This window comes from Sphingomonas bacterium (assembly GCF_903642285.1).
Lineage (GTDB): Bacteria > Pseudomonadota > Alphaproteobacteria > Sphingomonadales > Sphingomonadaceae > Sphingomonas.
Window position 1 is genome coordinate 57,765 of the sequence record NZ_CAHJWJ010000004.1, and the last position, 24,092, is coordinate 81,856.

24 protein-coding genes are annotated in these 24,092 nt (G+C 66.6%); 8 read left to right on the forward strand and 16 right to left on the reverse strand.

The window, feature by feature from the left end; translation table 11 throughout:
- Positions 1-19 precede the first annotated feature (19 nt).
- Genes HUU99_RS03310 through HUU99_RS03330 form a run of 5 tightly spaced genes read right to left on the reverse strand, consistent with a single transcriptional unit; the run spans position 20 to position 5,528 of the window.
- The gene (locus tag HUU99_RS03310) at positions 20-439 is read right to left on the reverse strand and encodes a DUF3035 domain-containing protein (protein WP_174285157.1); all 420 of its coding nucleotides are present in this window, start codon (positions 437-439) and stop codon (positions 20-22) included.
- Positions 432-938 carry a signal peptidase II gene (gene lspA / locus HUU99_RS03315; RefSeq protein ID WP_174285158.1) on the reverse strand — a complete coding sequence of 169 codons (507 nt, stop codon included), beginning with the start codon at positions 936-938 and terminating at the stop codon, positions 432-434. The genes HUU99_RS03310 and lspA overlap by 8 nt, the downstream gene beginning before the upstream one ends.
- Positions 931-4,092 carry an isoleucine--tRNA ligase gene (locus tag HUU99_RS03320; protein ID WP_174285159.1) on the reverse strand — a complete coding sequence of 1,054 codons (3,162 nt, stop codon included), beginning with the start codon at positions 4,090-4,092 and terminating at the stop codon, positions 931-933. The genes lspA and HUU99_RS03320 overlap by 8 nt, the downstream gene beginning before the upstream one ends.
- Positions 4,089-5,024 carry a bifunctional riboflavin kinase/FAD synthetase gene (locus HUU99_RS03325; RefSeq protein WP_174285160.1) on the reverse strand — a complete coding sequence of 312 codons (936 nt, stop codon included), beginning with the start codon at positions 5,022-5,024 and terminating at the stop codon, positions 4,089-4,091. The genes HUU99_RS03320 and HUU99_RS03325 overlap by 4 nt, the downstream gene beginning before the upstream one ends.
- A 39-nt stretch (positions 5,025-5,063) precedes the next feature.
- Complete coding sequence (locus tag HUU99_RS03330) at positions 5,064-5,528, reverse strand: dihydrofolate reductase (RefSeq protein ID WP_174285161.1); 465 nt, start codon at positions 5,526-5,528, stop codon at positions 5,064-5,066.
- A gap of 156 nt (positions 5,529-5,684) precedes the next feature.
- On the opposite strand from HUU99_RS03330, the gene HUU99_RS03335 reads away from it, so the two are divergent.
- Positions 5,685-6,452, forward strand: a complete 768-nt coding sequence (locus HUU99_RS03335) for a hypothetical protein (RefSeq protein ID WP_174285162.1) — start codon at positions 5,685-5,687, stop codon at positions 6,450-6,452.
- A 242-nt stretch (positions 6,453-6,694) separates the two neighbouring features.
- A complete protein-coding gene (locus HUU99_RS03340; RefSeq protein WP_174285163.1) occupies positions 6,695-6,844 on the forward strand; it encodes a hypothetical protein in 150 nt (49 codons plus the stop codon).
- A gap of 9 nt (positions 6,845-6,853) precedes the next feature.
- Here the strand turns inward: HUU99_RS03340 and HUU99_RS03345 are convergent, their stop codons facing one another.
- The 4 genes from HUU99_RS03345 to HUU99_RS03360 form a co-directional block, all read right to left on the reverse strand.
- Positions 6,854-8,077, reverse strand: coding sequence for a DUF1501 domain-containing protein (locus HUU99_RS03345; protein ID WP_174285164.1), 1,224 nt, complete (start codon positions 8,075-8,077; stop codon positions 6,854-6,856).
- 34 nt (positions 8,078-8,111) lie between these two features.
- Positions 8,112-9,611, reverse strand: a complete 1,500-nt coding sequence (locus tag HUU99_RS03350; RefSeq protein WP_174285165.1) for a DUF1800 domain-containing protein — start codon at positions 9,609-9,611, stop codon at positions 8,112-8,114.
- 106 nt (positions 9,612-9,717) lie between these two features.
- The gene (locus HUU99_RS03355; protein WP_174285166.1) at positions 9,718-11,763 is read right to left on the reverse strand and encodes an alpha/beta hydrolase family protein; all 2,046 of its coding nucleotides are present in this window, start codon (positions 11,761-11,763) and stop codon (positions 9,718-9,720) included.
- Positions 11,764-11,843: 80 nt separating this feature from the next.
- Positions 11,844-12,329 carry a hypothetical protein gene (locus tag HUU99_RS03360; RefSeq protein WP_174285167.1) on the reverse strand — a complete coding sequence of 162 codons (486 nt, stop codon included), beginning with the start codon at positions 12,327-12,329 and terminating at the stop codon, positions 11,844-11,846.
- Between the two features lie 205 nt (positions 12,330-12,534).
- On the opposite strand from HUU99_RS03360, the gene HUU99_RS03365 reads away from it, so the two are divergent.
- The 4 genes from HUU99_RS03365 to HUU99_RS03380 are packed head-to-tail and all read left to right on the forward strand — an operon-like array spanning position 12,535 to position 16,332.
- The gene (locus HUU99_RS03365) at positions 12,535-13,593 is read left to right on the forward strand and encodes a sulfate ABC transporter substrate-binding protein (RefSeq protein WP_254602891.1); all 1,059 of its coding nucleotides are present in this window, start codon (positions 12,535-12,537) and stop codon (positions 13,591-13,593) included.
- Positions 13,594-13,613: 20 nt separating this feature from the next.
- Positions 13,614-14,477, forward strand: coding sequence for a sulfate ABC transporter permease subunit CysT (gene cysT / locus HUU99_RS03370; RefSeq protein ID WP_174285168.1), 864 nt, complete (start codon positions 13,614-13,616; stop codon positions 14,475-14,477).
- Entirely contained in the window at positions 14,474-15,301 is an 828-nt protein-coding gene (cysW, locus tag HUU99_RS03375; protein ID WP_174285169.1) for a sulfate ABC transporter permease subunit CysW, read from the forward strand. The genes cysT and cysW overlap by 4 nt, the downstream gene beginning before the upstream one ends.
- Complete coding sequence (locus tag HUU99_RS03380) at positions 15,298-16,332, forward strand: sulfate/molybdate ABC transporter ATP-binding protein (protein ID WP_174285170.1); 1,035 nt, start codon at positions 15,298-15,300, stop codon at positions 16,330-16,332. The genes cysW and HUU99_RS03380 overlap by 4 nt, the downstream gene beginning before the upstream one ends.
- Before the next feature lie 13 nt (positions 16,333-16,345).
- Here HUU99_RS03380 and HUU99_RS03385 read toward each other — a convergent pair whose 3' ends face one another.
- Positions 16,346-17,077 (reverse strand): RBBP9/YdeN family alpha/beta hydrolase, encoded by a 732-nt coding sequence (locus HUU99_RS03385; protein ID WP_174285171.1) that lies wholly within the window; start codon positions 17,075-17,077, stop codon positions 16,346-16,348.
- Positions 17,078-17,404: 327 nt separating this feature from the next.
- On the opposite strand from HUU99_RS03385, the gene HUU99_RS03390 reads away from it, so the two are divergent.
- Complete coding sequence (locus tag HUU99_RS03390) at positions 17,405-17,803, forward strand: hypothetical protein (RefSeq protein ID WP_174285172.1); 399 nt, start codon at positions 17,405-17,407, stop codon at positions 17,801-17,803.
- 5 nt (positions 17,804-17,808) lie between these two features.
- On the opposite strand, the gene ada is transcribed toward HUU99_RS03390, so the two are convergent.
- The 6 genes from ada to HUU99_RS03420 all read right to left on the reverse strand — a co-directional run bounded on the left by ada (position 17,809) and on the right by HUU99_RS03420 (position 23,079).
- Positions 17,809-18,867, reverse strand: a complete 1,059-nt coding sequence (gene ada / locus HUU99_RS03395; protein WP_254602892.1) for a bifunctional DNA-binding transcriptional regulator/O6-methylguanine-DNA methyltransferase Ada — start codon at positions 18,865-18,867, stop codon at positions 17,809-17,811.
- 90 nt (positions 18,868-18,957) lie between these two features.
- Entirely contained in the window at positions 18,958-19,746 is a 789-nt protein-coding gene (locus tag HUU99_RS03400) for a MetQ/NlpA family ABC transporter substrate-binding protein (RefSeq protein WP_174285173.1), read from the reverse strand.
- A gap of 9 nt (positions 19,747-19,755) precedes the next feature.
- A complete protein-coding gene (locus HUU99_RS03405) occupies positions 19,756-20,421 on the reverse strand; it encodes a methionine ABC transporter permease (protein WP_254602893.1) in 666 nt (221 codons plus the stop codon).
- A complete protein-coding gene (locus tag HUU99_RS03410) occupies positions 20,418-21,152 on the reverse strand; it encodes a methionine ABC transporter ATP-binding protein (RefSeq protein ID WP_174285174.1) in 735 nt (244 codons plus the stop codon). The genes HUU99_RS03405 and HUU99_RS03410 overlap by 4 nt, the downstream gene beginning before the upstream one ends.
- Positions 21,149-22,165 (reverse strand): LLM class flavin-dependent oxidoreductase, encoded by a 1,017-nt coding sequence (locus HUU99_RS03415; RefSeq protein ID WP_174285175.1) that lies wholly within the window; start codon positions 22,163-22,165, stop codon positions 21,149-21,151. The genes HUU99_RS03410 and HUU99_RS03415 overlap by 4 nt, the downstream gene beginning before the upstream one ends.
- Positions 22,165-23,079, reverse strand: a complete 915-nt coding sequence (locus tag HUU99_RS03420; RefSeq protein ID WP_254602894.1) for an ATP-grasp domain-containing protein — start codon at positions 23,077-23,079, stop codon at positions 22,165-22,167. The genes HUU99_RS03415 and HUU99_RS03420 overlap by 1 nt, the downstream gene beginning before the upstream one ends.
- A 155-nt stretch (positions 23,080-23,234) precedes the next feature.
- Between HUU99_RS03420 and HUU99_RS03425 the strand changes: the two genes are divergently transcribed.
- Positions 23,235-24,077 carry a formate/nitrite transporter family protein gene (locus HUU99_RS03425; RefSeq protein ID WP_254602895.1) on the forward strand — a complete coding sequence of 281 codons (843 nt, stop codon included), beginning with the start codon at positions 23,235-23,237 and terminating at the stop codon, positions 24,075-24,077.
- Positions 24,078-24,092: the final 15 nt, after the last annotated feature.

Below are 24,092 nucleotides of genomic sequence, written 5' to 3' on the forward strand. Positions count from 1 at the left end.
ACGCGGGTCGCCGCCTGGCTCACCTCGGCGTGGATGCCTTCGCGTCCTGCCCATCGCCCTGCGGCGCGGCGACGATGTCGCGGGTCGTCGCGCCCTTGTCGATGACGTTCGTCTTCGGATCGCCGACACCGGACCGCACGCCCGGATCGCTCGAATCGCCACCGGCCGCATCGATCGTCGCGCTTTCCGCGGCGCTGCGCGGGGCGGTACCGCCGAACAGCGCGTCGAGCGTCTGCGTCTGGCCGATGCCCTGATCCTGCGGCCGGATCGCACCGGGTGCCGGCGGGACCAGCGCGAAATCGGGCGGGATCACCAGCGGTGCCTGGCGCGCGACCGCGAATTCGTCGGGACGCTGCCGGTTATAGCCCTTGTTATGCATGCAGCCCGAAAGCAGGACGACCACGCCAAGCCCCGCGGCGATCGGCACCAGATTACGCATTGGAATTCTCCACAGAAACAGGCTTCGGCTTCTCACGCACCAGCAGCGCACGGACGAGCAGCACCAGCACCCCTACCGTAATCGCCGCGTCCGCGACATTGAAGACCAAAAAGGGACGCCATTCGCCGATATGCAGATCGGCATAGTCGATGACATAGCCCAGCCGCACCCGGTCGACGATATTGCCGAACGCGCCGCCCAGCACGAAGCCAAGCGCGACCCGGTCCTGCCGACTGGTCTCGCGCGTCATCCACACCGCGACGCCGAGCGCGATCGCGCCGGTCATGGCGACGAGTGCCCAGCGCGTGACGCTGCCGTCCGCGGGCAGCAGCCCGAGCGACACGCCCACATTGGGCACGAAGCGCAGCGCGAAGAACGGCGTCAGGTGGCGGACGGCGCCGAGCATGTCGATGTGCAGCGGGCCGGTAACCATCAGCTTGATCGCCTGGTCGGCAACGAACACCGCGGCGGCGGTGGCGAAACCGTTGGCGCTACGCATGCGCGACCACGCTTTCGCAGCGGGCGCACAGGGTGCCGTCCTCGGTAACTTCGGGGAGGTGTCGCCAGCAGCGGCCGCATTTGTGGAAGTCGGTGCGAGTGACGGTGATCGGCACCGAACCACCGAATCCCTGCTTTGCTGGGTCCACAGTAACTTTGGCAACAATGAATATCTCGGCGAGATCGATATCATCTCTCTGAAAACGATCGTCTTGATACGGCGGCTGGCACACAACCTCAGCTTCCAAGCTCGATTTCACTTCTTTTGCCCGCCGGAGAGGCTCTATCTGAGAAGTTACCACTTCACGAAGTTGGCGAACGAGCGTCCATCGCTCGAATATTGAGCCGCGTTCCACCTCCGGCAACACCGGCCATTCCAGGAAATGCACCGACCCGTCCTCGCTCGGGAAGCGCGCCTGCCAGACCTCTTCGGCGGTAAAGCACAGCACCGGCGCGGCGTAGCGGACCAGCGCGTGGTACAGGGTGTCGAGCACCGTCCGGTACGCCCGCCGCTTCGGGTCGCCGGGCGCGTCGCAATACAGCGAGTCCTTGCGGATATCGAAAAAGAACGCCGACAAATCGTCCTGCGCGAAATCGGTCAGCAGGCGGGTGTAGCGGTTGAACTCATACCCGCCGACCGCCTCGCGCAGTTCGGTATCGAGCATCGCCAGCCGGTGGAGGATGTAGCGCTCCAGCTCGGGCATCTCCGCGACCGGGACCTTCTCCGCCTCCTCGAACCCGTCGAGCGCGCCGAGCAGATAGCGGAAGGTGTTGCGCAGCTTGCGATAGGCGTCGGAGGCGGTGGCGAGGACCTCCTTGCCGATCTTCACATCGTCGAAATAATCGGTCGACGCGACCCACATGCGCAGGATATCCGCGCCGCTCTCGCCGATGATCTTCAGCGGATCGACGACATTGCCGAGCGACTTGGACATCTTGCGCCCCTGCCCGTCGAGCGCGAAGCCGTGGGTCAGGACGGCGTCGTACGGTGCGCGCCCGCGGGTGCCGCAGGATTCGAGCAGCGACGACTGGAACCAGCCGCGATGCTGGTCCGACCCCTCGACATACAGGTTCGCGCGGACGTCGGGGCCGTAGCGTTGTTCGACCGTGAAGACGTGCGTGCAGCCGGAATCGAACCAGACGTCGAGGATGTCCTTGACGGGTTCATAGTCGGCGAGCGCATGGTCCGGCCCGAGCAGCGCCTGGTGGTCGTCGGCATACCACGCGTCCGCGCCGCGTTCCTCGAACGCCGCGACGATGCGCGCGTTGACCGCGGGGTCATTCAGATACTGGCCCGTCGCGCGGTTCACATAGAGCGCGATCGGCACGCCCCAGGCGCGCTGGCGGCTGATGACCCAGTCGGGCCGGCCGGCGACCATCGCGGTGATCCGGTTCTCCGCGCGCGCAGGGACCCAGCGCGTGGCGGCGATGGCGTCGAGTGCGACTTCGCGGAGGGTGGCACCGTTCGACGACCCCTCTCCTTCCAGGAGAGGGGTGAGCGGCGAAGCCGCGAGGGGTGAGGACAGGTCGGCCAGAGGACTGTCCTCACCCTCCCGCCGCTCCGCGGCTCCTTCCCTCTCCTGAAAGGAGAGGGACTGTGTGTCCGACGCCTCGCTTCGCGAGCCGACCTCCGCGCTGCGACCTGCCCCCGGCAGGTCGCTGGTCGCGCTCCGGTCCATCGGAATAAACCATTGCGGCGTGGCGCGGAAAACAACCTTCGCCTTCGACCGCCACGAATGCGGATAGCTGTGCGCATAGTCGTCGCTCGCCGCCAGCAACGCCCCCGCCGCGCGCAGATCCGCACAGATCGGGCCGGCTTCCTTGATGTCGCCTCCGGCTCCGGCGGCGACGAACTTCTTGTTGATGACGCTCCCCTGCCCGCCGAGCCACGCCCAGTCCGCCCGGTACATCCCCGCGCCGTCGACCGCGAAGACGGGGTCGATGCCATATTGCTTGCAGAGTTCGAAATCGTCCTCGCCGTGATCGGGTGCCATGTGGACGAGCCCGGTGCCCGCGTCGGTGGTGACGAAATCGCCGGGTAGCATGGGGCGAAGTCGGCTAAAAAATCCTCCCCGGGACGGGGAGGTGGCAGCCGCGCCAGCGGCTGACGGAGGGGGGGCGGCGTCACGCGGTTCGCTAAGTGGACAACCCCCTCCACCATGCTGCGCATGGTCCCCCTCCCCGTCCCGGGGAGGATTTTCCAGTCGCCACATCGGGTGGCGGACCATTGCGCCTTCGAGCTGGGAGCCTTTGATCCGCAGTGGAACATCGCCGGCAACGATGCCCGTTCGCCGCTCGAACTCGGGAAGAAGCTCTTCCGCGACAAGATAGCGAAAATCGACGCCACCCTGGTAGCAAAGCGCGTACGCAATCTCCGGCCCATAAGCCAAAGCCTGGTTCACCGGAATCGTCCAAGGCGTCGTCGTCCAGATCACCGCATGCGCACCGACCAGTTCCGGCGCGTTGGGTGCCTCGACGATCTCGAACGCCACGTCGATCTGCGTCGAGACGATGTCCTCATATTCGACCTCCGCCTCGGCAAGCGCGGTCTTCTCGACGGGCGACCACATCACCGGCTTGGCCCCGCGGTACAGCTGGCCGGACTCCGCGAACTTCAGCAATTCGCCGACGATCGCGGCCTCCGCGTCGTATTTCATCGTCAGATACGGATCGGCCCAATCGCCCATCACCCCCAGCCGCTCGAACTCCGCGCGCTGCACCGCGACCCATTTCTCCGCGTACGCACGGCATTCGGCGCGGAACTGGGCGACGGGGACGTCGTCCTTGTTCAGCTTCCTGGCGCGGTACGCTTCCTCGACCTTCCATTCGATCGGCAGGCCGTGGCAGTCCCAGCCAGGGACGTAGGGCGCATCCTTGCCGAGCAGCGATTGGCTGCGCACGATGATGTCCTTCAGGACCTTGTTCATCGCGTGGCCCATATGGATGTCGCCATTCGCATAGGGCGGGCCGTCGTGGAGGATGAACCGCTCGCGCCCGGCGCGCCGTTCGCGCAGGCGGTCGTAGAGGCCGATCTTCTCCCACCGCGCGAGGATCGCGGGTTCCTTCTGGGCGAGGCCGGCCTTCATCGGGAAGTCGGTCTTCGGCAGGAAGACGGTGTCGCGGTAGTCGCGTTGCGGGTCGGTGGCGTCGGTCATGGATGCGCGGGACCTAGGATAGCGCGCGCCCGGGCGCAATCCGCCTCCATCTGCACGACCAGCGCGTCGAGATCGTCGAACTTCGCCTCGGGCCGCAGGAATTCCACCAGCGCGACCTCGATCGTCCGCCCGTACAGATCCTCCGCGAAATCGAAGAAATACGGCTCCAGCAATTCCTTGGGCGGATCGAAGCTCGGGCGGATGCCCAGGTTCGCCGCGCCCTTCAGCACGCGACCGTCGTCGAGCCGCCCCTCGACCGCATAGATGCCGTAAGCGGGACGCAGATATTTCCCAATGTCGATATTGGCGGTGGGATAGCCGATCGTCCGCCCCAGCTTGTCGCCATGCTGTACCACCCCCTCGATCACGAACGGTCGGGTCAGCAGGCGCGCGGCGGTGCGCGGGTCGCCCGCCTTCAGCGCGGCGCGGATGTGAGTCGACGACACGATCGCACCATCGAGCATGACCGGTGCGACCGTTTCCACCGTCATACCGTGCGCCGGGCCCAGGCGGGCAAGCATCGCTGTCGTGCCGCGCTTGTCATGGCCGAAGGTGAAGTCCTCCCCCGTCACCACACCGCGCGCGCCGATATTGCGCGCCAGTCGCTCGGCGATGAAGCCCTCCGCGGACAAGGCGGCGAGCGCGGCGTCGAAATGGAACACCAGCATCGCGTCCGCGCCCGCCGCGGCGAACAGCCGCTCGCGCTGGTCGAGGCTGGTCAGGCGGAAGGCCGGCGCGCCCGGGCGGAAATGGCGGACCGGATGCGGATCGAACGTCGCGACGATCGCGGGGCGTCCTGCCGCGCGCGCCGCGCCCACCGCGCGACCGACGACCGCCTGGTGTCCCAAATGGAACCCGTCGAAATTGCCGAGCGCGACGACACCGCCGCGAAGGGAGGCGGGCACCGGGGTTCCGCCGTCGATCCGCATCATGGCGGCGGCTATAGGTTGGGGGGTCGCGGGGGAAAAGCCCTACCGCTCCAGCGTCACGAACGAATAGGCCGGCCGATCGCCCTCCGCCGGACAATCCTCCCGCGCCAGTTCCCGCCAGCCGGTGAAGGCGGGCACGACGGTATCGCCACGTGGCGTGGCATGGACTTCGGTCAGTTCGATCCGGTCGGCGCGCGGCAGGAACAGCGCGTAGATCTCTGCGCCGCCGATCACCGTCGCGTCACCCCCCGCCAGCGCTACTGCATCGGCGACCGACCCGACCGGCTCCGCCCCTGCAGCCGCCCAGTCCCGATCGCGCGTCAGGACGATGTGCCGCCGCCCGGGCAACGGCGCGGGGAAACCGTCGAACGTCTTGCGCCCCATCACCATCGGCCGACCCATCGTCAGCGCCTTGAACCGCTTCAGATCCGCGGGCAGCCGCCAGGGCAGCGCACCGTCATGCCCGATCACGCCATTGTCCGCACGGGCAAGGATCAATGTGATCACGCGGCGTCGACCGGCAACGAAAATGACGGTTCGGTCATCGCTTCGACATCATAATACATGGGTTACATCGTAGGGGGGCATAATTGGTTCGCAAAGAGTATCGATCGCCCTCGATTCTGTTGCAGCGCACCAGCGCCCGTCGTAGCGGCGTCGCCGATGCCGTCGGCGTATGCCCAGCCTTTCGATCCGAATCGAGCCTCCAAGCGGCGACGCGCGGCATCGCTCGCGCTCACGATCGCGGCGCACCTGCTCATCTTCTTCTTCCTGCTGCGGCTCACGCCCTATCTGGAACCCAAGAAACCGGAGGTCCGCAATCCGGTCTCCTTCCAGATGATCCCCGATGCGGACAACCGGGAAAAACCCAAGACGCAGGCCAAGGCAGTGACCAAGGTGAAGCAGGCGACCAGCGGCCGCGTCGCGCACGTGACCACGCCCACCCCGCCGCCGCCCGCGAAAAATCCGCCGCCGCCCGTCGACATGTCGCTGTTCGGCGACCGATCGCTGTTCGCGGCGAGCGACGTCGGCAAGATCCACAACGCACCGAGCGAAAGCGAGGGATCGGACGAGGGATCGGGCAAGGACAGCGCCGCGGCTTACGGCCCCGGCGCGGGCCCGGGCGGGCAGCGTTACTATAACGTCGAATGGTACCGCGAACCGTCGCATGCCGAATTGGTTCATTACCTGCCGGCGAATGCGCCGCCGGTCGGCTGGGGCGAGATCGCGTGCCGGACCATCGAAAACTACCATGTCGACAATTGCCGGACGATCGGCGAATCGCCTTTGGGGTCGGGCTATGCACGGTCGCTGCGCGAGGCCGCGTGGCAGTTCCTCGTCCGTCCCCCGCGAATCGGCGGCAAGCGGTTGGTCGGCAGTTGGGTGAATATCCGGATCACCTGGACCGAAAGCGGTACGGAAATCCACTGACCGGCGCGGCGTCTTCGCCGGGCGCGGGCACCGCCGGAACCGACGCATTCGGATGATCGTTACGTCGGTCCGACAATCACGAGGAATCGACGATGGGCAAGGGGTGCATATTGTGGCTGGTAGGCGTGCCGATCCCGGTCATCCTGGTGCTGTATCTGCTGTTCCATCACTGACGTGAAACGTCTCCGGCACAGGCAGGGCGCCGATATCTTTCGTTAACGTCTGGCCGCTATGGTGGGCGCATGAAAGCGTTGGCGCTCATCCTGGTTCTGCTGGTGGTCGGCGACGTGGTGTTCGATGACAGCGCGGGCGTCATCAAGCTCGGTCAAGCAAGCCATGCGTTCGCGCAAAGCTGCGCGGACAGTTTTTCGGGATCGCTCTTCGCCGCCTGATCGTCGGCGTCAGAGCAGACGAAGATCGATCGGATCGGCACGCGGGAACAGCGCCGTCAGCTGCGTCGGGCCGAGTGCGAACTGACGCTTCACCAATCCGCCGACCAGCCCGCGATAATCGGTCAGCACCGGCAAGTCGCGGCCCTGGTTAAGCGTCGCCGCGGTGATCGCGGACTGCGCGCCTGCGATCCGACCTCCCGACACGCCGCCGCCCATCACCCAATAGACGCTGCCATGACCATGATCCGTGCCCTTGTCGCCATTCTCGCGGAAGGTGCGGCCGAATTCGGACACGACGACCACGGTCGTCGTTCGCCAGGCATCGGGTCCGATCGAGTCGGCGAAGCCCGCCAATCCGCGGCCGAGTTCGCCGATCCGGTCGGACAGATAGCCCGTCGCATTCCCCTGGTTCACATGCGTGTCCCACCCGCCGACATCGACGAACGCCAGGTTGAACTGCTGGCGCATCAGCACGCCGATCCGCTGCGCCGACAATTCGAAACCGCGCGCGCTGACCGCGCCGCGGCTCGCCGCCTTCATCTCCTCGTCGAGCGTGTGGAACACGGTGTCGCGCACCGCGAAGCCTTCGGTCACCGACCGGCCGAGGTCGCTCGTCCCGATATGCTGACCGGCATACATCGTCTCGATCAGTTTGGCCTGGCGCGCGTCGATCGGCTTGCCGACATTCGCCATCGCCAGGTTGGGGATCGGATCGGTGCCGCCGCGAAAGCACAGCGGCAGCTGGTCGGTAAATGCGATCGGCCGATCGTCGCGCCCGAGCACACCCGCCAGCCGCGCCATGAACCCCGATCCGTAGTCGCGGTGGCCGCCGACCGGCTGACCCAGTTCGATCGTGTCCTGCGTCTCGAAATGGCTGCGGCTCATGTCGTCGGTGCCGGCGAACGGCACGAACGCGACCTGGCCCTTTTGCCACAGCGGATAGATGCTGTCCTTCAGCGCAGGGTGCAGGCTCCAGTCCGCATCGAGCGGCAGCGGGGCCTTCGGATCGGCCGGATCGGGCTTGCCGAGCGCGATCGTCGGACGCGCCTGATGATAGAAATCGCTGCCCGTCGGGGCGACGATGTTGGCGGCATCATATGCGCCGCGCAGGAACACGACGAGCAGCTTGCTGCCCGCCTGAGGTGCCGCGAAGGCGCGCCCGGCGACGACCATCGGTGCCAGGGCGGCTGCTCCGACCAGCAGATCGCGGCGATGAAAATGGGGTATATGCATGGAACGATGCTCCTTTGCGATTACCGGTTCGTCGTTATCGGCGCATGAAATCGGGGGAGGAGAGGAACAGGGCGTTCCATTCCTGCGGCGAAGTCGCCTGGGTCAACGTCTGCTTCGTGGTCGGCGTCAGGCTTGCCGACAATCCTTCATAATATAGGGCGTTCTGCAGCTGGGGAAAGGCCGGCTGGTCCGCGGTCGCGCCGACCGGCCGGAACAGCCCCGACGCGCCGCCGCCGATCTGGCGCGCGATGTCGAACCGGGTCGCAAGCTGCCCCGGGCCCGACCAGGCGGCGGAGGCCATCGAATAGCCGTCGGGCGTCTCGTGGTTATACAGCCCTTCGCCCATCCGATTCATCCAGCCGATCACCGGCTGCGCATTCAGGATCACGCGGTCGCCATAGGCCAGCCGCACCGCGGACACGGCGTAATGCACCGGATCCTTGAAGGTACGGCCGAGCGAAGCGGCGAATTCGGGGGATCGTACCATAGTCCGCACCACTGCCGCGATGTCGCCGTCGCTGCGCTGGAACGTCGCCGCCATCCGGTCGATGGTTACGGCGGGCGGTGCGTCGCCCATGAAATAGGTCGCGAGTTGCTCGGACACATGATGCGCGGTCGCGGGAGAGCGCGCGATCAGGTCCAGCGCCTGGTCGACCTCGCCGAGCCCCGACCCCTTGATCGTGTGGCCGAGGAAGTGCTTGTCGCCGAAATCGTGCCGCGCCGGATTGAACTCGAACAGGCCGGCGCGGACGTACAGCGGCTGCCACGCCGGTTTCAGCTTCGGCGCATCCGGCTTCAGGTTTATCCCGACCCCGGTCAGGATCCGCGCCAGCTCCTGCACGTCGGCCTGGCTGTAGCCGGACCCGACGCCCATCGAATGCAGCTCCATGATCTCGCGCGCGTAATTCTCGTTGATTCGCCCCGCGGCGTTCTGGTCGTTGTCGAGATAGCGCAGCATCGCCGGATGGTGCAGCGTCGCCGACAGCAGGTCGCGGAACCGGCCGAGCGCATGGGCATGGATCGTATCCTCGTAATCGCCGACCATCGCCCGCACGTCGCGCTTGCCCGCCTGGACGTTGAAATGGTTGAACCAGAACCACGTCATCTGTTCACGTAGCTGGTCCGGTGCATAAAGGTCGCGCAGGATCGATCGCGTGCGTGCCTCGTCCGCCAGCGCGTTCATAGATTGCTGGTACGAGTCGCGCGCCGCCTTCTTCTGCACCGGATCGGTCAGTGTATTGGCGGCGCGGTTGGCTGCATCCTCCTCGACGACCAGCGCGGCGAGCGGTTCCCGGCTGATGCGCAATGCGGCCACCTGCTGCGCCGCCGCCGGGGGAAGCGTCACGTCCGTCATCGCCAATTGCGCGGCGAGCCAGCGATCCGAACCGGGCTGATCGCCGGAGGGCAAATCGGGGATCATCCCCCAGGTCAGCCGGTTCGCCCAGGCCAGCCGCGCGGCGGGATCGGGGCGTGCGGCGGTCGCGGGACCGGCGATGGCCAGCGCCATCACGCAAAGGGCAACGACTCGGAACATGGCTTTTCCTGTCTGTCGAGAAGACACCCTTGAACCGTATCGGATGAACGGTTGCTTTAGCGCGGTTTTGGTCGGAAGGTCATTGCCGCTCTTCTGAGAGGCGCAGTTACTTTCCTCGATAGCGATCGAACCACGCCAGGATCGCCGCATTCTCCCCCACCAGCTGCGACGGCCGATCGGCCAGCCCGCCATGGCTCGCGCTCGGCACGCGGATCAGGACGGTCGGGACCGACCGTAGCTGTAGCGCGGCGTAGAATTGCTCCGACTCACTCGGCGGAGTGCGGTGATCCTCCTCGCCGACCATCACCGCGGTCGGGGTCTTCACGTTGCCGACGAGGCTGAGCGGCGAACGGCGCCAATATTGCTCGGGATCCTCCCATGGCATCTTGCCGAACCAGTAACGCGCCATCGCGGTATAGTCGTCGGTGGTCAGCACCTCGCTGGCCCAGTTGATGACCGGCTTCTGCGACACCGCAGCCTTGAACCGGTCGGTCTTCCCTACGATCCAGGCGGTGAGCAGGCCGCCGCCCGACCCGCCGGTCACGAACAGCGCATTCGGATCGACATGCCCGCCCGCGATCGCGGCATCGACGACGCTCATCAGGTCGTCATAATCCTCGCTGGGATAATTGTGATGGATACGATCCGCAAAGTCCTCGCCATAGGAGGTCGATCCGCGCGGATTGGCGTAGACGACGACATAGCCGGCGGCGGCGTAGAGCTGATCGTCGGTCGACCAGATCGGGCCATAGCTGGCGAACGGACCGCCATGGATTTCTAGGATCATCGGGTATCGGCGCGTCGGATCGAAAACGGGCGGCGTCACCATCCACGCATCGATCGGCAGCTTGCCCGCCGAAGACGTAACCGGCATCGGCGCGACGGTGCCGAGCGTCTTGCCGGCGAACAATTCGCGGTTGAGATCGGTCAGCCGGCGCACCGCCCCGCCTCGCCCGACGACCGCGATATCGCCGGGATGCGTCGCGTCGCCGATCGTGAACGCCACAATGCCGCCCTTCGACACGGTGAACTCGCCGCTGGAATAGGGCCGGTCGAGTTCGCCGTCCGCCAGCCCCGACGCGACGGTGGAGATGCTGCCGTCCAGGCCGGCCCGCGCGACCTTGGTCACGCCGTGGTCGGTATATTTGACCATGATCGATCGCCCGTCGCCCGACCAGATCGGATCGCCGACATCGCGGTCCAGCCCGGCGGTCAGCACGCGCGTGCCGCTGCCGTCCGCATTCATCACCGACAGGACGTGGTTCTGGTATCCCAGCAGCTTGTCGTCGAACCCGACATACGCGATCAGCCGCCCGTCGGGCGACGCCACCGGCTGTTCGTCCGGCCCCGCACGGGTCGTCAGCTGGTGCAGCGCGCCGGTATCGGCATCGACCGTGAAGACGTCCGAATTCAGCGGGTCGCGCTCCGGGTCCTTGCCGTGGTTGGTCGCGATCAGCAGGTGCCGCCCGTCCGCGGTCCAGTCCACATTGCGGCCGTCGTCATACGCGCCGAACGTCAGCTGCCGCGCCGCGCCGCCGTCCGCGGAGACCGCAAAGACGTGATTGTAGCCGGGCCGCAGATACCCCGCCCCGTCCGCGCGGTAATGGACCTGGCCGATGATCTTCAGCGGCTCCGCCCATTTCGCGCCGTCGGGCTTCGCGATCGACGCGCCGAGCTTGCTGCCGTCGCCAGGAACGAACATGGTGAAGCCGATCATCCGCCCGTCGGGCGACCAGGCGATGTCCGCCGGGCTTTCGGGCAGCGCGGTGATCGCGGCGCTCGTCCCCGTTTCCATCCAGCGAACGTAGATTTGCGGTTTCTGTCCATCGGCATGCGCGGTGAAGGCCAGCCGCGTGCCGTCCGGCGACCAGCGCGGGCGCGAGCTGCCCGCGACGCCAAGCGGGGTCTGCCGGCCGCTCGCCACGTCGATCAGCCAGATCTCGCGGCGATCGGCATCGATCATGATGTCGCCCGATGCGCGGGTATAGGCGATCCGCTTGCCGTCCGGGCTGATTTGCGGATCGGTCGCCTGCGCCAGCGAGAAGACATCGCGCGGGGTGAAGACGCGCGACGGCCCCACCACCTCGGGTACCACTTGCGCGGTGGCGGCGGTGGCGGACAGGAGCGCAAGCAGCAGCACGGAACGGATCATGGCGTACTTTCGGATTGGGCAGCACGGGCGACAGGGTGAGGTTCGCGCCCCTCGGACGGCGGGTCAGGCAGGTCGCGCGGTCAGCGGCATCTGCGCGCGATCTGCAGCCCGTGCAGGAACCCCCGACGCGCAATGCCGGCATCGATCGCAGCATTCTGGCGTTGTTCCGCCGCACTCGCTCCGCTGACCGCACGGACGATCCCACGGAAGGGGATCAGCGAATTCACTACCGCCGACCCGCCGATCTTCGCCATGTTTTTCTTGTTCCTTGCCGGGGACGACGAGAAATCGGGACCGATGACGCCGTTCAGCGCGGCGATCGCCGACGAAATCTGCGCGCAACTGCTCGTGCCATCGGTGGTGTAGGGATCTTGGCTGACTTTCACGAGCAGCGGCGGGATCGTCGTCTTGGCGATGCCGACGTCGCGCGCGGGCTGCGAGACGATCTGGCCGGTGGACTGCCCCGCCGCCTGACTTATCGGCGAGGCGATCGCCACCGCCGCCAGGATCGATCCCAATGCCGTCGCGCGCAACGAAACAAGCGTTCTGGTATATCCGACGATCATTGCTACTCCTCTTGGATGGCGACCATGACCGGCCCGCCCCGATCGGAGGATGCTCGGCTCCGGCCCGGCAAAATGCAACCTCCGCCGCGTCTTTTGTTTCGGCCGAAGCGCAAGTAGAAAAACTGCGGCGGACCGCGCGCCGATCTTGGTTGCCGCTTGCCCGAATGCCGATAGGTTCGCCGACGATCGACCAAGGGAGGCACGAATGGCGAACGGGACTCAAGCGCGGCCGGCGCGATCGATAGCGGCATTGACTGCGATGATGGTGGCCGCATGCTCGCCGGGGGGCAGCGCGTCGCAGAATTCGACCGCGCAGAAGACGACGGGCCCGGTCGAACTGCTCAACGTCAGCTACGACCCGACGCGCGAACTCTACAAGGACGTCGACGCCGCCTTCGCCGCGAAGTGGAAGGCGGATCATGGCCAGGACGTGTCGATCAAGCTGAGCCACGGCGGTTCCGGCAAGCAATCGCGCGCGGTGATCGACGGGCTGGCGGCGGATGTCGTCACGCTGGCGCTCGCCTATGACGTCGATGCGATCGCGGACAAGACGACGCTGATCCCGAAGAACTGGCAGACCGCGCTCCCCGACGACAGCGCGCCCTACACCTCGACGGTCGTGCTGCTGGTGCGCAAGGGCAACCCCAAGGGGATCCACGACTGGGGCGATCTGACGAAGCCGGGGGTGCAGGTCATCACCGCCAATCCGAAGACCAGCGGCGGCGCGCGCTGGAACTTCCTCGCGGCCTGGGCTTACGGTCGCAAGGCAGGCGGATCGGAGACTGCCGCGCAGGCCTATGTCACGAAACTGATCGCGAATGTGCCGGTGCTCGATTCAGGCTCGCGCGGGGCGACGACGACCTTCGTCGAACGCGGAATCGGCGATGTGCTGCTGGCATGGGAGAACGAGGCGTTTCTCGCGCAGAAGGAAACGGGCGGGGGCAAGTTCGACGTCGTCATCCCGTCGATATCGATCCTGGCCGAACCCTCGGTCGCGCTGGTTGCCGGCAATGCGACGAAGCACGGCACGACCGCCGTCGCCAATGCCTATCTGAATTTCCTGTACACGCCGCAGGGTCAGGAACTGATCGCGAAAAACTACTACCGCCCGCGCGATCCGCAGGTCGCGGCGAAATATGCGAAGGTCTTCCCGAAACTCGATCTCGTCACGATCAAGGATTTCGGCGGCTGGAAGGCGGCGCAGGCACGCTATTTCGCGGATGACGGCGTGTTCGACAAAATCTATGCGGGGCTGAAGCATTAATCTCTAACCAGGACGCGCGGATGCCAGTCACGACATTGCCGCGACGCTGGCACTTGCCGACCCGGCGGCGACGCGCCCTGTTGCCGGGATTCGGCCTGACCTTCGGGTTCAGCATGGTGTGGCTGTGTCTCATCGTCCTGATCCCGCTGTCGGCATTGTTCGTGCGCGCAGCGGGGCTCAGCTGGGGCGCGTTCGTCGCGGTCGGTTTTTCCGCGCGGGCGGTGGCGGCGTACCGGCTGAGCTTCGGTGCGGCGTTCCTGGCGGCAGGCGTGAATACCGCCTTCGGTCTGCTCGTCGCCTGGGTCCTGGTCCGCTACCGCTTCCCTGCGCGCCGCGTGGTCAGCGCGCTGGTCGATCTGCCCTTCGCCTTGCCGACCGCTGTGGCGGGAATCGCGCTGACCGCGCTCTATGCCCCCAATGGCTGGATCGGGCGGCTGCTGGTGCCGCTCGGCATCCAGATCGCGTTCAAGCCCGTGGGTGTGGTCGTCGCGTTGCTGTTCATCGGCCTGCCCTTCGTCGTTCGATCGGTGGAGCCGGTGCTGGCCGACCTCGCGAAGGACGTCGAGGAAGCCGCCGCGACGCTTGGCGCGAGCGCGTTCCAGACGTTTCGCCGGGTGATCCTACCGTCGATCCTGCCGGCGTTGCTCACCGGGTTCGCACTCGCCTTCGCGCGCGGCATCGGCGAATATGGATCGGTGATCTTCATCGCCGGCAACATGCCCTATGTGTCCGAAATCGCACCGTTGATGATCGTCAGCGAACTCGAACAATATAATTATGCGGCTGCCACCGCCATCGCGACGATCATGCTGGCGGCATCCTTCGCGATGCTGCTGGTCATCAACGGGCTGCAGGTCTGGATGCGGCGGCGGAGCGCGACATGACCCTGTCGCGGCCCCGGCGTGCGCGGCCGGTCTTGATCGGCATCGCGCTCGCCTATCTCGCGCTCATCCTCCTGCTGCCGCTCATCCTCGTCTTCGTCCAGGCGCTGGCGAAGGGGTTCGACGCCTATGTCGCTGCGATCGCCGACGCCGATGCCCGCTCGGCGATCTGGCTGACCCTTCTCGTGGCCGCGATCAGCGTGCCGGTGAACGTCGCGTTCGGTCTTGCCGCGGCCTGGTCGCTGACGAAGTTCGACTTTCTCGGCAAGGCATTCGTCATCAGCCTGATCGACCTGCCCTTCTCCGTATCGCCGGTCGTCGCTGGGCTCGTGTACGTGCTGATCTTCGGTGCGCAGGGCTGGTTCGGCGGGTGGCTGGTCAGCCACGATGTCCGGATCGTGTTCGCTGTACCCGGCATCGTGCTGGCGACGATCTTCGTGACCTTTCCCTTCGTCGCACGCGAACTCATCCCGCTGATGGCCGAACAGGGCCGCGGTGAGGAGGAGGCGGCGCTGTCGCTCGGCGCGGGCGGGTGGCAGATGTTCTGGCGCGTGACCTTGCCCAACATCCGCTGGGGGCTGCTGTACGGCGTGCTGCTTTGCAATGCGCGGGCGATGGGCGAATTCGGCGCGGTATCGGTCGTGTCCGGGCATATCCGCGGCGAAACCAACACGATGCCGTTGCAGGTAGAGGTGCTGTACAATGAATACAGCTTCGCCGCCGCGTTCGCGGTCGCGTCGCTGCTCGCGCTGTTGGCGCTCGTCACGCTCGTCGTGAAGAGCGTGCTCGAATGGCGTTACGATATCGGCGGACGGGGGCATTTATGAGCATCGCCCTCAAAGCCGTCGGAAAGGCGTTCGGCACGGTCGACGCGCTTCGGCAGATCGATCTGGCGGCGCAGCCGGGCGAGTTTCTCGCGCTGCTCGGCCCGTCGGGGTCGGGCAAGACGACGCTGCTTCGGATCATGGCCGGGCTGGAATTTCCCGATACCGGCAGCGTGCATTTCGATGGCGAGGACGTGACCCGAAAGGCGGTCGCGGATCGCCGGATCGGCTTCGTATTCCAGCATTATGCGCTGTTCCAGCATATGACGGTGGCGGACAATGTCGCATTTGGTTTGACCGTGCGGCGGCGGCGCGACCGGCCGAGCCGGACTGCGATCGCCGCGCGAGCACGGGAACTGCTCGACCTGGTCCAGCTGGGTGAACTCGGCACGCGCTATCCCTCGCAACTGTCCGGCGGGCAGCGGCAGCGGGTGGCGCTCGCGCGCGCGCTCGCGGTCGATCCACGGCTGTTGCTGCTCGACGAGCCGTTCGGCGCGCTGGACGCGAAGGTCCGCAAGGACCTGCGTCGCTGGCTGCGCGAACTGCACGAGCGCATGGGGCTGACTTCGGTCTTCGTCACGCACGATCAGGACGAAGCGCTCGAACTCGCGGACCGGGTGGTCGTGATGCGCATGGGTCGGATCGAACAGATCGATCGGCCCGCGGACATCTACGCCCGCCCCGCCAGCGCGTTCGTCTTCGATTTCGTCGGCGAGGCGAACTGCATTTCGTTGGACATCGCCGGCGGCCGGGCGATTTTGGGAGACCGGACGCTGTCGCTGCCGGGACCGGTACCCGCGGACGGTGCGGCCGATCTCTGCTTTCGGCCGCACGATGTCGCGTTGTCGAACGACGCGGATGCGATCCCGATCACGATCGCCAGCATCCGCCAACGCGGCGGTGGCGTTCGCATCGAGGGTGAGGTGGCGGGCCAGGATCGGCGAGTCGAGATCGACATGCCGAACGGCGATGGTCTTCGACAAGGGCAGCGGATCGGCATCCAGCCGACCCGGGCGTTTCTCTATCCGCGGTAGCCGGCCGACGCGCTTATTCTACCCGACCATGCCAATCCATCGAGAGTGCCGAAGCCCGGTCCGAACGCCACGGGCCGATCGCCTTCGCCCCCGCAAACCGCGGCTGCTCAGCGCGCCGCGCCAGGATCGCGCGCGCATCGCCCACCCCCGGTGCCCGCCCCGCGCCATCACCCGCCGCGGCGACGACGCGGTCGAGCAATTCTAGACCCTCCGGCCACAGCCCGATCCCGCTGGCGGCGTTGATATGGCCGGCATTGCCGATATCGACGAAATGACTGCCCCACTCCGCCGCCAGGCTATGCGCACGGTCGCGCGTGATCCAGGGATCGTCGGTGCTGGCGGCCAGCAACGACGGAAACGGCAGCGGCGTCCGCGGGCTCGGCGCGAGCGCGGTCAATTCGCCGGGGGCACCTGCGCGGTCGACATCCGCCGGCGCGACCAGCAGCGCCCCGGCGACGGGCCAGCCATAGGGTTGCGGACTGAGCTGCGCCCACCACGCCACCGCCAGACACCCCAGGCTGTGCGCGACCAGGATGACCGGCGCACCCGCCTGTCGGATCGCCTCGTCCAGCTTCGTCACCCAGCTGTTGCGATGCGGCGTGTTCCACATGCCCAGATCGGCCCGCACCACGCCGGGCAGCGATGCCTCCCACAGGGTCTGCCAATGCGATGGGCCCGACCCACCCAAGCCCGGCACGGTGAGGATCGTCGGTCGAACGGCTTCGTGCGGTGCAAAAGAACCCATCGCGCCTCTCCTGTCGTTCGAGGATCATGACCCACCGACGCCGAGAGACAGCGACGCTGGCATCACATTCCCCAAGTTCAAAAGTATATCCTACTGTATTGGTATACAATGGCGATGCGCCGGGACGAACAGTCGGCGCGGCACGCGGAAACAATGATCGATTCGCTTGCCGACAGGCGGCGGCGAGCTGCGGCGAACGCGGTGAAATGGCCGCCGACTCGCGACCGGCGGGACTTACTCCATGCACAGGCAACGCGGATGATTTCGCCGTCACCTACGCCACTTTTCCGACACCGGGGCGTTAGCCATGCAGAGATGGAGGATGACATGCCCGCAGACGATCTGATTGCAGCCGCTACCCCCGACGATGCCGATGGCGGGGTCGGGCACGATCTGACCGCAGCGCGCGCCGAACTGATCGCGGCGATCGAGGGGGCGGAACCGGGCCGGTCCAATTTCCCCGCCGAGGGGTCGGACGGCCTCGCCAAGGTCGACGGCGAAGGTCTGTCCTTCGAGCTGCGGCTGAACGGTGAGACGATCCGACTCGACGGCCGAGAGGTGAACGATATCGCGCCGGACGATTTCAAGTCCTTTCTCGACCGGCAGAGGCTGGCGGTCGAAAACGGCGATTTCGACGAAGCGATCACTCGCGCGCTCGCGACGCCCGGGCCGGGCAAGGCCTTGGCGCGTGTGCGAGCGATCGGCGCGTCCGACACCGATCGCTAGACCGATTAGGCTGACCTGGCCTCGCGCGCGATCAGCGTTCGCTTGCGCTCGACGCCCCAGGCATATCCCGACAGCGTGCCATCGGTGCGAACGACGCGGTGGCATGGTATGGCGACGGCGATGTCGTTCGCCGCGCACGCCCCCGCCACGGCGCGCACCGAGGCCGGCGAACCGATATGCACCGCAAGTTCGGCATAGGTCATCGTGCGGCCCGCGGGGATGTCGCGCAGCGCCTGCCAGACGCGCTGCTGGAAAGCGGTGCCGCGGATGTCGAGCGGCAGGTCGATCGCCAGACCGGGAGCCTCCATCAAGCCGACCACCCGGGCAACCAGCCGTTCGTACGCCGCATCGTCGCCCACCAGGGTCGCGCGCGGAAACCGGTCCTGCAGATCCTCGGCCAGCACCCCCGGATCATCGCCGATCAGGATCGCGGCGACTCCCGTCTCGCTGGACGCGACCAGGATCGCGCCCAGCGACGATTGGCCGATCGCGAAGCGGAGCACCTCGTCGGTGCCGCCGGCCTTGTACCGCTTCGGCGTCATGCCGAGCGTGCCCGCGGCCTGCGCGTAGAATCGCCCACTGCTGTTATACCCCGCGTCGTACATCGCGGCGGTGATGCTGCCGTCCTTTGCGAGCGCGCCGCGGACCCGTTCCGCCCGGCGAGCGGCGGCATAGCCCTTCGGGGTCAGTCCTGTCGTGCGCTTGAACAAGCGATGGAAATAGGTCGGGCTGAGGCCGACCGCGGTCGCCATCTCGGTCAGCGAGGGCATGTCCTCCCGCGCCTCGATGAGGCGACAGGCGGCGGCGATGGTAGCGGTCGTAGCCGACGAGGAGTCGTCGGGTCGGCAGCGCTTGCACGCCCGGAAGCCCGTCGCCTGCGCCTCGGCGAGCGTATCGTGCAACGCGACATTGCCGGGGTTCGCCGCGCGCGAGGGGCAGGACGGCCGGCAATAGACGCCGGTGGTCGCGACCGAATACCAGAATATGCCGTCGGCATTCGGGTCGCGGGCGAGCACGCGTTCCCAGCGTGGGTCCGATTGGGTGTCGTTAGCGGTTGCGGTCACGGCCAGTCCTTCATCGGCTTCTCAAGTATCCCGTTCATGGCCGACGCGCGATGGGGCCACACTCCGGCTCTTGCTGTCGTATCCGAACGATCAGAACGCCGGCAGCACCGCGCCCTTGTAATGGTCCTCGATGAACCGGCGGGTGGCGGGGCTGCGCAGCGCGGCGACCAGTTTCACGACGCGCGGGTCCTTTTCGCCGCCGGGACGGCCGACGACGAAGTTCACATAGGGCGAATGCGCGTCCTCGATGATCAGCGCGTCGCGCAGCGGGTTGAGCCGGGCGTCCAGCGCGTAATTGGTGTTGATCAGCGCGAGATCGACCTCGTCCAACGTTCGCGGCAAGGTCGCGCCCTCCAGCTCCTTGAACTGTAGCGCCCTCGGATTGGCGACGATATCGTGCAGCGTCGCGAGCGGATCGTTCGGATGGCGCAGTCGGACCAGCCCCGCCTTTTGCAGCAGCAGCAACGCGCGGCCGCCATTGCTTGGTTCGTTAGGAATGGCGACGACCGCGCCGTGCGGCAAATCCGCGATCCGCTTCCATTTGTGCGAATAGGCACCCAGAGGTTCGACATGGATACCCGCATACGCGACGAGATGCGTGCCGCGCGACCGGTTGAACTCGTCCAGATACGGCTTGGTCTCGAAATAATTCACGTCGATCTGGCGCTGATCGACCTGCAGATTGGGTTGCACGTAATCGTTGAAGACGCGGATCTTCAGGTCGACGCCTTCCTTCGCGAGGACGGGTTTCACCGATTCCAATATCTCCGCATGCGGCACCGCGGTCGCGGCGATGGTCAGCGTACTGGCATCGTCCTTCGATGCGCCCCCGCAGGCGGCAAGCGTCAGCAGGATCGCGGAGAGCAGAAGCCGTTTCATCGAGATATCCTAGCGTCGGGTGAAATGACGGGCGAGCCGGTCGCCCACGAACTGGATGGCCTGGACCAGCAGCACGAGCAGCACCACAGTCACCACCATCACATCGGTCTGGAACCGCTGATAGCCGAAACGGATCGCCAGGTCGCCCAGCCCCCCGGCACCGACCACGCCCGCCATCGCGGTGAACGATACCAAAGCCACCGCGGTGACGGTCGCCCCGGCGATGAGCCCCGGCATCGCTTCGGGGATCAACGCACCCGTCACGATCCGCCACGTCGTCGCGCCCATCGCGCGCGTCGCCTCGATGACGGTGCGATCCACCTCGCGCAGCGACGCTTCGACCAGCCGCGCGTAGAAGGGCGCGGCCCCGACGACCAATGGCGGGATCGCGCCGGCGACGCCGAGCGACGTGCCGACCAGCGCCATGGTTACGGGGATCATGACGATCAGCAGGATGATGAACGGGATCGACCGCAGGATATTGACGATCGTCCCCAGCACCGCGTTCACCGCCCGGTTCGACCCCACCTGCCCGCTGCCGGTCAGGAACAGCAACACCCCGAGCGGCAACCCGAACAGGATCGTCAGCGCGAGCGATCCGGCCAGCATCGTGAGCGTATCGAGACAGGCCTGGGCGATGTCGGGCCATTCGATATTCGCGAACCGGCCGGTCACGCCGCGAGCGCCGCCAGCATGCGCCGAGTCGCGGGATGCGCGCCACCGGCGAACACATCGGCGACGGTGCCCGTCTCGACCACGACACCCGCGTCCAGCACAGTGACCCGGTCGCAGATCGCGCGGACGACCGCCATTTCATGCGTGATGAGAACGATCGTCAGCCCGCGTTCGCGATTCAGGTCCCGCAACAGCGCCAGCACGCTTCGCGTCGTTTCGGGATCGAGCGCGCTCGTCGCCTCGTCGCACAGCAGGATCCGCGGATCGGTCGCCAGCGCGCGGGCGATGCCGACCCGCTGCTTCTGGCCACCCGACAATTGCGCCGGATATTTCGTAGCGTGATCGGTCAGTCCGACGCGCGCCAGCAGCGCCGCCACCTTCGCCGCGCGTTCTTCGCCGGGCATGCCGATCAGCTCGAGCGGGAACGACACATTGCCCGCCGCGGTACGCGACGACAGCAGCCCGAAATTCTGAAAGATCATGCCGATCCGCCGGCGCAGCGCGCGCAGGTTGGTGGCGGACAGCGACGCGACGTCGACGCCGTCGACCTCGACGCGGCCCGACGATGGCCGTTCGAGCGCGTTGATCAGCCGGATCAGCGTCGATTTGCCCGCGCCCGATTGACCGATCACGCCGAAGACCTCACCTGCCGCGATCTCCAGCGACACGCCATCCAATGCCGCCGTGCCCGTCCCTGCGAAGCGCTTGCCGACATCCACCAGCCGGATCATGCGGTGCCCATCACTTGTCGGGCGAACCGCTCCATCTCCTCGGCCTGCGGACTCATCTGCAGCAGCAGCAGGTCGAGCCCTACGGCTTCATATTCTGCGATCCGTTCACGCAACTGCTCGGGCGTACCGACCAGATTGGGGCGCAGACCGCGGTTCGATACCGAATATTCCTGGATCTTAAATTCGCGTTCCAGCTGCGTGCCCGACAGCCACTGGTCGAAATTGGCATAGCCCGCGGGCAGGTCGGTGACATTGGTGATCCGCTCCAGCTCGCGCTTCGCCTCCGCCTCGCTGTCGCGGACGATCGCATAGGCGGCCATGCCGTACTGCATCGGCGCGCCACCCGCGGCGTCGCGCCGCGCGGCCATGTCGGCGATCTTGGGTGCGATCGCGGAAGCCGGATCGCCGTGCATCACGTACGCGTCGCACTGTGCGGCGATCATCGCCTTCGCCTTCTCGCTCTCGCCACCGGCGTAGACCGTCGGTCGATTCGCAGGCTTGGGCGCGCAGATCGCGGCGTCCGTGGCATAGTATTTGCCCGAGAACGTGAAGCGTTCCTCGCTCCAGAGCCCGTCGACCACGGTCAGCCATTCCGCCGTCCGTGCGTAACGATCGTCATGCTGATCGAATTGCAGGCCATATTGCCTGGCCTCGTCCGCCCACCAGGACGACACGACGTTCAGCGCCAGCCGCCCGCCCGAAATACGATCGATATTCGCCGCCGCCTTCGCGAACAGCGCGGGGTGGTGGAAGTTCGGCCGCACCGCGACCATCAGCTCGACCGTTTCGGTGACCGCCGCCAGCGCCGCCGCGGTCGACCAGGCATCGAGCGCGGGCTGTTCGATGCCCTTGATATCGTTCAGGTTCAGCTCGGCGATCAGCGTCAGGTCGTAGCCCCAACGCTCGGCATCCCGCGTCAGCCGCCTGGTATAGTCCCAGCTCGCCGCCATGCCCTCGTCGGGCACGTTGCGCAGCCAGCCGCCGAAGACCGGCGTCCAATATCCGTACCGCATCAGCCTGCCTCCGCGATCGTCGCGATCAGATAATCCACCAGCCGGTCGTGCGGGTCCCAACCGAGTACATCCAGCGGCTTCGCCACGAAGTTCGACAGCGCGTTGATGTCGTAGAAGCGCGCCACGCCGTCACGGTCGTCGATCATCACCTCCACGCCGCCGACATCCAGGTTCGTCGCCCGCGCGATCCGTTCGGCCGCGTCGATCAGCGCCGGATCGGGACGGACCGCGGTCATGCTGATCGCGGACCCTTCCACGCAAGCATCGGCGGGGCACAGGTCGAACGCACCGCCGCCCGACACCTCGATCGCGTAGAGATAGGCGCGGTCCAGCGTCTCGATCCGCGTGATCGCACCGGCGCGGACGGGGACGTAATCCTGCACCAGCAGCACGCCGTCGACGCTGGTCGGCAGTTCGTTCGCGGAGACCCCGTAGCGAAGCTCCGCCATGTTATCGAACCGTGTGATCCCCGCGCCCGACCCGCCGATATTGGCCTTCACCACCAGCGGAAATCCGATCGTCGCGGCCGCCGCCTCGACATCGGCGGCACGGTGGACGACCCGCGTCGCCGGGATCGCGAGCCCGAGCGAGGCGATCAGCGACAATTGCCGCGCCTTGGACGCGTCGATCGCGAGCACGTCCGGGCCGTTGATGATCCGCGCCCCCGCCCGCCGCCAATGGTCGAGCAGCGCCTGCGCGTAGAAGATCGGATGTTCGTCACTGCGCAGGAAACTCGACATCGCGATCCGGTTGAACACGACACGCGCCGGACGCCCGTCATCCGCCGGGTCGAAATCGCCGCCCGGTCTCAGCGGCGCATAGCCGACCCCCCGCCGCGCAAGCGCCGCGAACAATGGCGCGAACCATAAGGGGTGCTCGTACAGGATGGCCAGGTCGTTCAATTCGTTCCCCATGTGCGATGCCGGCTCCTTCCATGGTCGGACCCGGCACGCGAGCCCAGCTAAGCTTTACCGCACCGAAGCAACGATTGCGGTCCGGCACGACCGTCAGGCGCGGCCCCATCCGCGCGCCTTCAGCGTTTCGTCCGATAGTTACAAGGGGACACCGGGTGACCGACGAAGCGAATCCCGAAGACCAGCCCTTATCCGGGCTCTCGGACAATGAAATCGATGCCGTCGCGCAGCGCAAGGCGGGATCGGCGAAGGTCGTCCACGAGGTCATCCGACTTCAGGGGGACGCGGAGCTCGGCCGACCGCTATTGTCGCTGGCATTCTCCGCCTTCGCCGCCGGAGTCGCGATCAGCGCGTCGATCCTGGCCGAGGCGTCGATCGCGATGCGGCTGCCCGAGGCACCCTGGAAGGAACTCGTCGTCGGCTTCGGCTACACCGTCGGTTTCGTACTGGTGATCCTCGGCAACCTGCAATTGTTCACCGAAAGCACGGTGACGGCGGTGCTGCCGCTCGCCACCCACCCGACGCTTCGCAATTTCGGCCGCATGCTTCGTTTGTGGGCGGCGGTGCTGTGGGCGAACCTGGCGGGAACATTCCTCGTCGCGTTGCTGATGGCGTACCGGATCATTCTGTCCGCGCCGCAGCTTGACGCTGCGCTGACGATATCGACGACCGCGACCGCGCACGCGCCGGGCGACGTCCTGCTGCTCGGGATGCCCGCCGGGTTCCTGATCGCGACGATCGCCTGGATCCTGCCCAATGCGCGCGGCGGCGAATTCTGGATCGTGGTCCTCATCACCTACGCCATCGCGATCGGGGGGTTCAGCCACGTCGTCGCCGGATCGGGCGAGGCATGGCTGCTCGCGCTTTCGGGGCGGACGAGCTTCACGGCTGCGGTCTTCGGGTACATCCTGCCGGCGCTTGCCGGCAATGTCATCGGCGGCACCGGCCTGTTCGCCGTGCTTGCGCACGGACAGGTGCGGCCCGAAATCGCCAAGTAACGAGGGTCGGACGAC

What these genes read in the sequence shown, in the direction of transcription:
- HUU99_RS03360 (WP_174285167.1), bottom strand. Translation starts at nt 12,329, where the DNA reads ATGATCGTCGGATATACCAGAACGCTTGTTTCGTTGCGCGCGACGGCA.
- HUU99_RS03400 (WP_174285173.1), bottom strand. Translation starts at nt 19,746, where the DNA reads ATGAAACGGCTTCTGCTCTCCGCGATCCTGCTGACGCTTGCCGCCTGC.
- HUU99_RS03310 (WP_174285157.1), bottom strand. Translation starts at nt 439, where the DNA reads ATGCGTAATCTGGTGCCGATCGCCGCGGGGCTTGGCGTGGTCGTCCTG.
- HUU99_RS03420 (WP_254602894.1), bottom strand. Translation starts at nt 23,079, where the DNA reads ATGGGGAACGAATTGAACGACCTGGCCATCCTGTACGAGCACCCCTTA.
- HUU99_RS03335 (WP_174285162.1), top strand. Translation starts at nt 5,685, where the DNA reads ATGCCGTCGGCGTATGCCCAGCCTTTCGATCCGAATCGAGCCTCCAAG.
- HUU99_RS03345 (WP_174285164.1), bottom strand. Translation starts at nt 8,077, where the DNA reads ATGCATATACCCCATTTTCATCGCCGCGATCTGCTGGTCGGAGCAGCC.
- HUU99_RS03380 (WP_174285170.1), top strand. Translation starts at nt 15,298, where the DNA reads ATGAGCATCGCCCTCAAAGCCGTCGGAAAGGCGTTCGGCACGGTCGAC.
- HUU99_RS03355 (WP_174285166.1), bottom strand. Translation starts at nt 11,763, where the DNA reads ATGATCCGTTCCGTGCTGCTGCTTGCGCTCCTGTCCGCCACCGCCGCC.
- HUU99_RS03325 (WP_174285160.1), bottom strand. Translation starts at nt 5,024, where the DNA reads ATGATGCGGATCGACGGCGGAACCCCGGTGCCCGCCTCCCTTCGCGGC.
- HUU99_RS03390 (WP_174285172.1), top strand. Translation starts at nt 17,405, where the DNA reads ATGCCCGCAGACGATCTGATTGCAGCCGCTACCCCCGACGATGCCGAT.
- cysW (WP_174285169.1), top strand. Translation starts at nt 14,474, where the DNA reads ATGACCCTGTCGCGGCCCCGGCGTGCGCGGCCGGTCTTGATCGGCATC.
- cysT (WP_174285168.1), top strand. Translation starts at nt 13,614, where the DNA reads ATGCCAGTCACGACATTGCCGCGACGCTGGCACTTGCCGACCCGGCGG.
- HUU99_RS03340 (WP_174285163.1), top strand. Translation starts at nt 6,695, where the DNA reads ATGAAAGCGTTGGCGCTCATCCTGGTTCTGCTGGTGGTCGGCGACGTG.
- HUU99_RS03385 (WP_174285171.1), bottom strand. Translation starts at nt 17,077, where the DNA reads ATGGGTTCTTTTGCACCGCACGAAGCCGTTCGACCGACGATCCTCACC.
- HUU99_RS03365 (WP_254602891.1), top strand. Translation starts at nt 12,535, where the DNA reads ATGGCGAACGGGACTCAAGCGCGGCCGGCGCGATCGATAGCGGCATTG.
- HUU99_RS03415 (WP_174285175.1), bottom strand. Translation starts at nt 22,165, where the DNA reads ATGCGGTACGGATATTGGACGCCGGTCTTCGGCGGCTGGCTGCGCAAC.
- lspA (WP_174285158.1), bottom strand. Translation starts at nt 938, where the DNA reads ATGCGTAGCGCCAACGGTTTCGCCACCGCCGCCGCGGTGTTCGTTGCC.
- HUU99_RS03320 (WP_174285159.1), bottom strand. Translation starts at nt 4,092, where the DNA reads ATGACCGACGCCACCGACCCGCAACGCGACTACCGCGACACCGTCTTC.
- HUU99_RS03410 (WP_174285174.1), bottom strand. Translation starts at nt 21,152, where the DNA reads ATGATCCGGCTGGTGGATGTCGGCAAGCGCTTCGCAGGGACGGGCACG.
- HUU99_RS03350 (WP_174285165.1), bottom strand. Translation starts at nt 9,611, where the DNA reads ATGTTCCGAGTCGTTGCCCTTTGCGTGATGGCGCTGGCCATCGCCGGT.